The 9314-nt window shown below is 31.9% G+C and carries 9 protein-coding genes; 5 read left to right on the top strand and 4 right to left on the bottom strand.

Going from position 1 to position 9314, the window contains the following annotated elements; all coding sequences use genetic code 11:
* Nucleotides 1-156: 156 nt before the first annotated feature.
* Complete coding sequence (locus ACIQ56_RS01725) at nt 157-606, bottom strand: hypothetical protein (RefSeq protein WP_397599358.1); 450 nt, start codon at nt 604-606, stop codon at nt 157-159.
* Between the two features lie 132 nt (nt 607-738).
* A complete protein-coding gene (locus ACIQ56_RS01720) occupies nt 739-1377 on the bottom strand; it encodes a hypothetical protein (RefSeq protein WP_397599357.1) in 639 nt (212 codons plus the stop codon).
* Nucleotides 1378-1891: 514 nt separating this feature from the next.
* On the opposite strand from ACIQ56_RS01720, the gene ACIQ56_RS01715 reads away from it, so the two are divergent.
* Nucleotides 1892-2107, top strand: a complete 216-nt coding sequence (locus ACIQ56_RS01715) for a hypothetical protein (protein WP_153420415.1) — start codon at nt 1892-1894, stop codon at nt 2105-2107.
* 114 nt (nt 2108-2221) lie between these two features.
* Here the strand turns inward: ACIQ56_RS01715 and ACIQ56_RS01710 are convergent, their stop codons facing one another.
* Entirely contained in the window at nt 2222-2629 is a 408-nt protein-coding gene (locus ACIQ56_RS01710; protein ID WP_397599356.1) for a histidine biosynthesis protein HisIE, read from the bottom strand.
* 247 nt (nt 2630-2876) lie between these two features.
* On the opposite strand from ACIQ56_RS01710, the gene ACIQ56_RS01705 reads away from it, so the two are divergent.
* On the top strand, nt 2877-3776 hold the full coding sequence (locus tag ACIQ56_RS01705; RefSeq protein ID WP_397599355.1) for a shikimate dehydrogenase family protein: 900 nt from the start codon (nt 2877-2879) through the stop codon (nt 3774-3776).
* On the opposite strand, the gene ACIQ56_RS01700 is transcribed toward ACIQ56_RS01705, so the two are convergent.
* The gene (locus ACIQ56_RS01700; RefSeq protein WP_397599354.1) at nt 3766-4965 is read right to left on the bottom strand and encodes an aminotransferase class I/II-fold pyridoxal phosphate-dependent enzyme; all 1200 of its coding nucleotides are present in this window, start codon (nt 4963-4965) and stop codon (nt 3766-3768) included. The two genes, ACIQ56_RS01705 and ACIQ56_RS01700, sit on opposite strands and share 11 nt — an antisense overlap.
* A 223-nt stretch (nt 4966-5188) precedes the next feature.
* Between ACIQ56_RS01700 and tilS the strand changes: the two genes are divergently transcribed.
* The 3 genes from tilS (at nt 5189) to folP (ending at nt 9300) form a co-directional block, all read left to right on the top strand.
* Entirely contained in the window at nt 5189-6232 is a 1044-nt protein-coding gene (gene tilS / locus ACIQ56_RS01695; protein WP_397599353.1) for a tRNA lysidine(34) synthetase TilS, read from the top strand.
* A 144-nt stretch (nt 6233-6376) separates the two neighbouring features.
* Nucleotides 6377-8341 (top strand): ATP-dependent zinc metalloprotease FtsH, encoded by a 1965-nt coding sequence (gene ftsH, locus ACIQ56_RS01690; protein ID WP_397599352.1) that lies wholly within the window; start codon nt 6377-6379, stop codon nt 8339-8341.
* A 92-nt stretch (nt 8342-8433) separates the two neighbouring features.
* Entirely contained in the window at nt 8434-9300 is an 867-nt protein-coding gene (folP, locus tag ACIQ56_RS01685; RefSeq protein WP_397599351.1) for a dihydropteroate synthase, read from the top strand.
* The last annotated feature ends 14 nt before the right edge of the window (nt 9301-9314 follow it).

Raw genomic sequence — 9314 nt, 5'->3', positions numbered from 1 at the left:
TTCAACAAAGGGCTTGCTTGTCCATGTTTTCGGAAGATTTTCTGCATGCCTTTTTAAGTACATATTATTTTTCTAAAAACACATTCTCAACTCTTAACTGGCATTATTTATTATTTTATTATTAATTTCTCAAAAAAAAATAGTTAATTTATTGTATTAATCTATATTTACATTTATAGAAAATTCTTTATCATCATCAAAGATATTTGCAGTTATTAGCTTTCCTTTATGCCTTGCAATTATTTTAATAACTGTTTTTCCCTTGCCAATAAAGGAAAACTTGTAAACTAAATTTCCAGACGCTCCCATGGTAATACTTGTAGGTTTACAGCAACTTCCCTTTCCATCAAATTTAACCATAGAATTCATATAGCGTGGTTCTAAATAATTGTAGGATGTTGTGCTTATATCTCTTATAACAACTGCTATTTTATCATCTTTGTCAACTTCAACAGAAACAGTATCTTTATCTACTCCGTCAATAATGTCATAACCTTGATAATCGTCTTCATTTGGTAGTACATAAGTTTTAGAAGAAGAGGAGCATCCTGCTAAAATAAATGGAGTTGCTAAACATATTGTTGCAATGGATAAAATTCTTTTCATATTTTTGCCTTTCGTTATAAAATTAAAGACCCTTAAAAAGAATATCATTAAATAAATTTATTTTAAATTATGTGAATAAAAAACCACCAATATAATAGCAAATTATTGGTGGCTTAAAAAGATTTTTTGTTTTTAACTTACACTACAAGTTAATTTTGAGAGAGATTCTTTTCCAGTTAGCATAACAGAATCCCATGAGCGACGAGCTTCATCGCCCTGAAACTCTTCATCATAAGTTTCAAGAAGATCTTGAATGCCATCAGCATCTTCTAATAAACTTAGAGCGTTTACAGCAGATCGAAAATAACGAGCAGCTTCATTGGGGTGTCTTTTTACTTTTAAACAAAGACGTCCCATTTCTTCATACCACTGCGCTTTTTCTTCAGGCAAAGCGTATTCTCCGCTTTCACCTAAAAGATAAATGTAAGAATTTAAAGCACGTACATGATCACGGGCTGCAATCATTTCTGCGATTTTAGGTGAGAGAGTTTGAATTGTTTTACGGGCGCGTACTTGTTCCCTTCTTTTATCTTCCAGGCTTTCCTGGGAGTTTCTCTCAATAATACGTTCACAATAGGCTTTTAAGAGGCGTAAATCCTCTGGAAGAACTTGGTCACGTTCTGTTTCCAAAGTAGGGTTAATTTGACGAAATAAACTTAACAACTCTGGAGGTTGAACGTGTAAATAGCTTGCAAGGACTTGTATAGCCCAAGGTCTCTCGTCTGGCCATACTCTTTCAGCTCGTTCCATTTGCCTAATCAGTTCGTGCATATCCATAGCTTCTCCTTGATGGCTTTTCTTCTTATTAATAACAATACAGCAAACAACAAGCTCAAAAAACTTTCAGCAACAAATACATGCGACTTTAGTTCGCAATGGTCAAGACAATTTTTTGGCTTCATAAATATTTATGTATTAAGACTCCATGAATTTAAGTTGTATATCAACAATTTTGCCTAACAACTATGATTCTGCTGATGTCAAACAAACTCATATAGCGTTCGTAGAAAAAAAAGATATAATTTTTTTTCTGGAATTTATTTTGCTTAAAATTTAAGCAAAATTAAAGTGTCCCATATGATACATATTTTATAAGAAATGATTCATAAATGACACAGTTTTTCCGATAATTGATAGCCAATAGATTCAAATTGAATGAGATATCCTTATTATCTCTAGTTGGCATAAATATTGCTTAGTGAATGATGTTGTTCTTTTTATCTTTTCAAAAAATTTTAGAAAAAGATAAAAAAAATACGTTTAAATAATTTTTGGAGTGACATAGATGCACACACTTTTAAATACCATTAAAAATATTAGTCAATCACCTAATTACAATTCATCTGCGAATATGACTAAAGTAATTGCTGAAAATATTTTTAAGGATCTTAGGGCTTATGGCCTTGCAGATAAAGATATAGTAGCTATCTCTTCTGAAATTTTAAATAGACTTACCGATGATCTAAAAAGTCGTAACGAGAGAAATCAAGCAGAAACTTAATTCACAAAAAATAAAATATAAAAAAAATGAAGGAGCTTGATATTTAGATTATCAAGCTCCAAAGGCAGGACAGATCATAAATCTGTTTCTTGAGGTGCAGGATAAACTTTTAGGTTATCCTGCTTTTTTGAGATGCTTATCCGTAGTTTTTTTAGCAACAACTTTTCTTGCTGTTACTTTTCTTTTAGTAGCTCTCTTTGCACGTTTTTTACGAGTTTTTGGTTTAGAAATTAAAGAGAGTTTTGATTTACGTTTTTTAGCTGTAGTTTTGCGAGTAGTTTTACGCGCAGTTTTACGCGCAGTTTTACGTTTACCTACAGCTTTACGCCCTCCTGTTTTTCTTTTTTTAGAACCAACAGCTTTTTTTGTTGTGCGTTTAGCTTTTGTTTTTCTACCTGTAGCTTTTTTAGCAACTTTTTTTCTTTTTGTTACTTTAGCTTTAGTAGATTTTCTACGTTTTTTACCGGTAGTAAGCTTTTTAGCTTTAGAAGCACCGGCTTTCTTTCTTCTACGTACCACCATATTTTTTCCTCTCCCATCATCACGGATGATGTAAATACATGCCACATAGCGTCCTCTCGACGCGAAGTTACGCAAAAAGGCGTCTCACGACGCATGTTGCTTGCGCTTCCTTTTCCTATCGACATCTGTAAAAATACCTTGAGTTTATTTTATTGGTCTCATTGCCTTTCTAACATAATTTTGGCAAAAGCAATAAGAAAATATAGGGAACTAGTATAATAAAAAATTAATATATTTAGGGTGTTGTATGAAAAAAAGCATTATTAAGGTAGATTCATTCATGCCAGATGGAAAAACAAAATTTTGTTTTTTATTTGGCTCAAATATTGCGCATTCGTTGTCGCCAAAATTACATACATCTTGGATGCGAAGTAACAAGTTAAATTGTGTTTATTTACCAATGCAAATTAAAAATGAAAATGCTTTTTTAAGCGTCTTAAAAAACTTGTTGAATGTTGATGGTTTTAATGGGGCAAATATAACCCTTCCTTTCAAATCGACTGTTTTGGAATTAGAAGATTTAAAGAAATCTGAAATTGTAAAAAAAATGAAAGCAGCAAATACAGTTTATAAAAATAACTTAGGTGAATGGTGCTTGGAAAATACAGATGTAAAAGGAATAGAAGCATCAATTTTAAAACTAATTAAAACAAATGAATCTTTTGAAATGATTGTTTTGGGTGGTGGAGGATCTGCGGCTGCTGTCATTTATTGTGGATTGGTCAATAAAAACTGTAAAAAGATATTTTGCTTAACAAGAAGTCCTGAAAAAACTCTTAAACATTATGAATATTTTAAAAATGAAAACAAAATTTCAGTAGAACACCTAAATGATGAAATTATTGAAAAAACCATTTCAGTTTCTAATCAAACAAGCCATAAAAAAATTATTATAAATACTTTACCATTGGGGCTTTTAGAGAAGGATTCTAATGAAAGTTATAGAGAAGAAAATCCTTATGCTATTACCTTAATTAAAAGAATAAACTCTAAACTGTGCTGTTACTTTGATTTGGTTTACGAAAATACACAAGGTATAAAATTTGCACAAACAAAAGGAGTGAAATGTCTTAATGGAAAATTGATGCTAACAACACAGGCAAAAGAAAGTTTTTTCTTGTGGACAGGCATAAAAATTAAGAATTGAGAAGAAGTTCCGCAACAGATTTTAGTGTTTCTTCTTTTTTGCAAAAGGCAAAACGAATCCATGGTAAACTTTTTGGTGGCTTTTTATAAAAAGATGAAATTGGTATGGTCGCTATTTTATGCATTTCTGTTAGTTGTTTAGCATATAAAATATCAGAAATATCTCCTGCTAAATTTTCAAAATTTGCAGTTAAAAAGAAAGTGCCTTCGGACTTGCCAACAAAATATCCAGCTCTTTCTAAAACGGACTTTAAATAATTTCTTTTTGAAAAATAAAGTTCATTTTGTTCTTTAAGGTAACACTGTAACCAGGTTTTATCCGACATCGCTTTTGCCAAACCTAGCTGAATAAATGGACTTGTACAAAAAACAGTCGCTTGATGAACAAGTCGAATTCCCTCAGTTAAATATTGGGGAGCGCATACCCAACCTGTTTTCAGTCCTGTAAATCCAAAAGTTTTTGCTGCAGAACTAATACTTACGACTAAATGTTGAATTTTTGGAAGACTGCTTAATGAAACATGGCGAGCAGGACTATAAACCAAATTTTCATAGACTTCATCACTAAGAATAATGGCATTCTTTTTAAGAATTTTCGATGCAATTCTATCTATTTCTTCTTCTGTAAAAACTTTTCCTGTTGGATTGTGGGGTGAATTAAAAATAGCAAGAGTAAAACCACTTGCACAGGCGGCATCGAATTCTGACCAATCAATAGTCCAGCCTCCCCCACGAACTCCAATAGGAGTATCTGGAGCATGAAGGCGGATGGGAACAGCAACCCCACCGGCATTTGCAATTGCTTGATAATAAAGATCGAAAGCAGGTTCAAAAACGAGCACACGATCTCCAGGATTAATAAATGCATTTATAGCGCAATAAAGAGCTTCAGATGCGCCTGATGTTACAGTAATTTCTGTATCAGGGTCATAAATAACGCCTGTTGTTGATTCTACGTAATAAGATATTTCATTACGAAGCGGAGCTTCTCCATGAGAAGGTGCGTATTGATTGTGGCAGGATAATACTTCTTGAGAAATAGCATCTAATATTTTAGTAGGACCATAAAAATCGGGGAAGCCTTGCCCTAAGTTTACTGCATTATGAAGGTTAGCAAGAGATGTCATTTCTGAAAAAATACTTTTACCAGTTGAATCCCATCTTTTTGCAATTCTATTAGAGTTTTGCATTATGATACCTTTAAAAATATTTGATGATTTGTATTAATACATATATAAATCATCATGTTTATGTGTTTTATTATTTTAACACATAGGGAAAGCTTTAAAAATAAAGCTTCCATTAAATGTGAGAAAAAATCGTTTAGGAGCCGTTGGTTAATTTAAATCTACTGTTTTAAAAAAACAATCATTCAGAAGTTTTTTTACTTAAGTATATTTATTTGAGGAGAAAATGGAATTTAAAAAAAGTTCTCTCAATAAATTTGAATATGAACTTATGGAAAAGCTTATATTAATTGATAAAAACAATTTTAATGAGGAAGGCAAAATTTTATTTAATCTACAAATTTCTGGTGGATTAGATAGTATGTGTCTATTAAATGCCTTTGCAAAAATTCTTTATTTTAAATTATTTAAACCTAAAAATCAGTTTGTTTTTATAGCACAACATTTTAATCATAAAAAAAGAGGCCTCGAATCTGACGAAGATGCTGCTTTTGTTATAAAAAACTGTTTAAGTTTAGGTATTCCAATTTATCAAGAATTATTTGATAATAAATATAGTGAAAAAGAAAACTTTCAAGATATCGCAAGAAATTGGAGAAAAAAAAGTGCAATTGAATTGTGTTTGCAATTGAGAAAGGATCTAAATTGTAAAAAATTTTTTATTGTCACAGCTCATCATGCTAGAGATCATGTTGAAACAGTTTTAATGCATTTGATAAGAGGCTGTTCTTTAAATGGATTATTAGGAATTCAAGAATTTGATAATCAAAAAATATTTTATAGACCTTTTTTCAATACAGAGTATGAAAAAATTGTTCAATATGGAAATCAAGAAAAGATAAAATTTAGACAAGATAGCTCTAATTTAGTGGATGACTATGATAGAAATTACATAAGAAATCAAATAATACCTCATTTTAAAAAAATGAAAGATTCTTATGAAAAATCATTTTGTAATATGTCAAATCATGTGTCTGAATATTTGCAAAACTTTCCTAATAAAAAAGATTTCTCAAAAAGTGGTAATTTTATTATTACAGAAAATATGTCACACTCTGAAGTTTATGATTTGCTTCTATTAAAAAATAAAGAAATTTTTAAAATATTAACAAAAAATGTAATTAAAAATATTTTGCACGAAATGGAGCTTATGAAAAAAAGTAATTTTTCTCAAAAAGAAATAATGTTGGCGCAGGGCTGGATTGTTCAGTTAGTTAAAGGTAATAATAACATAGAGATAGATGTTTTTCAAAAAAAAACGATTAAATGAATTATGTAGGCGTCTTGACTTACCGAAGTAACGTTGCAAATTGTATATTAGGGTGTAGTGTTCGCCTGTTTAGTAGCATAAGATACTTATGAGCCTCCAACCAGACTCGTCGGGGCTGAAAAAAGTGAAAGTTAAGGAGCTCGAATGGGTAAAGAATCCTGGGTGAAAGCTGCCCTGGTGTGGGCAGCTATTATAGTTTTATTTGTACTTTTCTTTAAATTTTTGTATAAGCCTCATGAAGATGTTCAAAAGACTTATCCACAATTTCAAAGTTATGTAGAAAAACCTGCAGGTGATCCACAAAGTATTGTAAATATCAGTATTCGTTCTGATAACCTTCGTGGTGACGAAATAACTGCAAAACTCAAAGACAATACTTCTGTTACAACATACGGCCCAGCAGATGATGGTGTTCGTGCGCAACTTCGTAAAGATCTTGAATCTAGAAAGATTCCAATTAATTACGAAAAACCTGATGAAGGTAGTGCATGGATGAATTTTATTTCTATGTGGCTCCCTTTAATAATTATTGTTGTATTCATGCTTTTATTCTTGCGTAATATGCAGGGTGCTGGCGGGAAAGCAATGTCATTTGGGAAAAGCAGAGCAAAGCTTCAATCTGACGGCGCTAATAAAGTAACATTTAAAGATGTTGCTGGTATTGAGGAAGTTAAGCAGGAATGTACTGAAATTGTTGCGTTTTTGAAAGATCATAAAAAGTTCCAAGAGATTGGTGCCCGTATTCCTAAGGGTGTCCTTATGATGGGAGCGCCCGGAACAGGAAAAACCCTTCTTGCAAGAGCAATCGCTGGCGAAGCGGGAGTTCCTTTTTTTACAATTTCAGGTTCTGACTTTGTTGAAATGTTTGTAGGTGTTGGTGCTTCTCGTGTTCGTGATTTATTTGAAAATGCAAAAAAGAATTCCCCTTGCATTATCTTTATCGATGAAATTGATGCTGTAGGTCGTCATCGTGGTGCTGGTGTTGGTGGTGGACATGATGAACGTGAGCAAACATTAAACCAATTGCTTGTTGAAATGGATGGTTTTGAGGCAAATGACGCAGTTATTGTTATTGCAGCTACAAACCGCCCCGATGTTTTAGATCCCGCTTTATTAAGGCCAGGTCGTTTTGACAGACGTGTTATGGTTGGCCTTCCTGATGTTCGTGGACGCAAAGAAATTTTAGCCGTCCACATGAAGAAAATCAGGCATACTGAAGATATTAATGTGGAAAGAATTGCTTTAGGAACTCCTGGTTTCTCCGGTGCCGATCTTGAGAATCTTTGTAATGAAGCTGCTTTAATGGCTGCCCGTAATGGCATGAAACGTGTAACTGAAAAAGATTTTGAATCTGCTAAAGATAAAATTTTAATGGGTCCTGAAAGAAGAAGTGCTGTTCTTCCTAAAGAAACTATTAAGGTTACAGCTTATCATGAAGCTGGTCATGCTTTAGTTTCTCACTTTTTAAAGTCTCGTGAAAACGTGCATAAAATTACTGTAATTCCAAGAGGCCAAGCATTAGGTGTTACTGCATACCTTCCAAAAGAAGATGTGTATGGCTATTCTAAAGAAGATTTACTTACGAAAATTGCATTTGCTATGGGTGGTCGTGCTGCAGAAGAAATTAAATTTTCTCAATTTACAACGGGCGCATCAAACGATATCCAACAAGCAACAGAACTTGCACGTCGTATGGTTTGTCAATTTGGTATGAGTCGACTTGGGCCAATAAATTTTGGGCAAAAAAATGAAAATCCATTTTTAGGTCGTGACTGGGGAGAAAGTAGAAATTACTCTGAAACTCTTGCACATGAAATTGATATGGAAGTTTCAAAAATAATTAATACTCAATATGAGCTTGCTAAACAAGTATTAGTTGATCATATGGATGTTTTTGAAAGAGTATCTAATATTCTTTTAGATGTTGAAACTTTAGATAGTGAAGAGTTTCTTGCTGTTGTAAATAACAGTGCAACCTCTGAGCAAATTAAAGAAATTCAAGCTAAAAAGACTTTAAGTGGAAGCGAAGGCGGTGGAGATAATGCTAACAAACAGGAAACACAATCTAATGCCATCAATTCCTTAAATACAACTCCAACTCCTGCTTGATTTTCTTAAATTAGTATTGAGCTAACAACTCAGCTTCTCATAAATAAGAAGCTGAGTTTTTTTAATTTATTAAAATATTGGTTAAAATTAAAATGAATATCACTGGTGCAAAAAAATTTGAAAATCTTTGTAATGAAAATAAAACGATTTGGATGGGAATTTTAAATATTACACCAGATAGTTTTAGTGATGGTGGTAAATTTAATTCAAAAGATTTAGCCTTTAAGAGAGCTTTGGAGCTTATTAATGGTGGGGCACAAATATTAGACATTGGTGGAGTTTCTACAAAGCCGTTTTCAGAAAAATTAAATTCTCGATCTGAATTTGAAAGAGTATATGAAATTATTAAATTTTTAAAAAATAAAATTCCTCAAAATATTTTGATTAGTGTAGATTCTTCTTCCCCTTACGTAACAGATTTATTAGCTAAAGAAAATTTAATTGATATTATTAATGATCAGTTCTCAGGTCGCTTAGAAGAAAATATTAAAATTAAAAATGAATTTATATATTTAAATAATGCTCATATTGCAGCAGAATACCAACTTGGTTATATTATAATGCATATGCAAGGAACTCCAGAAAATATGCAATTAAAGCCATCATATGAAGATTGTGGTAATGATGTCATATTATTTTTAAAAGAGAGATTACAATTTGCAGAAAACCTAGGAGTCAAATATATTGCTTTAGATCCTGGAATTGGCTTTGGTAAAACTGTTGAAAATAATTTAGAATTAATTTCAGCTGAATTTATAAATAAATTATCTTGTTTAGAAAAGCCTATTTTAATAGGTTTATCAAGAAAATGGTTTTTAGGCCAACTGTACCCAGAATTAGTAGAACCTCATACTAGAGATAAAGTTACTAAACAATACGAATTTAATTGTATTTCATATGGTGCGAAAATAATACGATCTCATGTTATGCCTTCTGAAATAGAATTAAATACAAAATGAATTTAATATTAGGA

The organism is Silvanigrella sp. (genome assembly GCF_044369315.1).
In the GTDB taxonomy this organism is placed as follows: domain Bacteria; phylum Bdellovibrionota_B; class Oligoflexia; order Silvanigrellales; family Silvanigrellaceae; genus Silvanigrella.
The sequence above is the reverse complement of the archived record's forward strand: the minus strand, read 5'-3'. Positions and strand labels throughout refer to the sequence as shown.

What these genes read in the sequence shown, in the direction of transcription:
- ACIQ56_RS01710 (WP_397599356.1), bottom strand. Translation starts at nt 2,629, where the DNA reads ATGGTGGTACGTAGAAGAAAGAAAGCCGGTGCTTCTAAAGCTAAAAAG.
- ACIQ56_RS01725 (WP_397599358.1), bottom strand. Translation starts at nt 606, where the DNA reads ATGAAAAGAATTTTATCCATTGCAACAATATGTTTAGCAACTCCATTT.
- folP (WP_397599351.1), top strand. Translation starts at nt 8,434, where the DNA reads ATGAATATCACTGGTGCAAAAAAATTTGAAAATCTTTGTAATGAAAAT.
- ACIQ56_RS01700 (WP_397599354.1), bottom strand. Translation starts at nt 4,965, where the DNA reads ATGCAAAACTCTAATAGAATTGCAAAAAGATGGGATTCAACTGGTAAA.
- ftsH (WP_397599352.1), top strand. Translation starts at nt 6,377, where the DNA reads ATGGGTAAAGAATCCTGGGTGAAAGCTGCCCTGGTGTGGGCAGCTATT.
- ACIQ56_RS01715 (WP_153420415.1), top strand. Translation starts at nt 1,892, where the DNA reads ATGCACACACTTTTAAATACCATTAAAAATATTAGTCAATCACCTAAT.
- tilS (WP_397599353.1), top strand. Translation starts at nt 5,189, where the DNA reads ATGGAATTTAAAAAAAGTTCTCTCAATAAATTTGAATATGAACTTATG.
- ACIQ56_RS01705 (WP_397599355.1), top strand. Translation starts at nt 2,877, where the DNA reads ATGAAAAAAAGCATTATTAAGGTAGATTCATTCATGCCAGATGGAAAA.
- ACIQ56_RS01720 (WP_397599357.1), bottom strand. Translation starts at nt 1,377, where the DNA reads ATGCACGAACTGATTAGGCAAATGGAACGAGCTGAAAGAGTATGGCCA.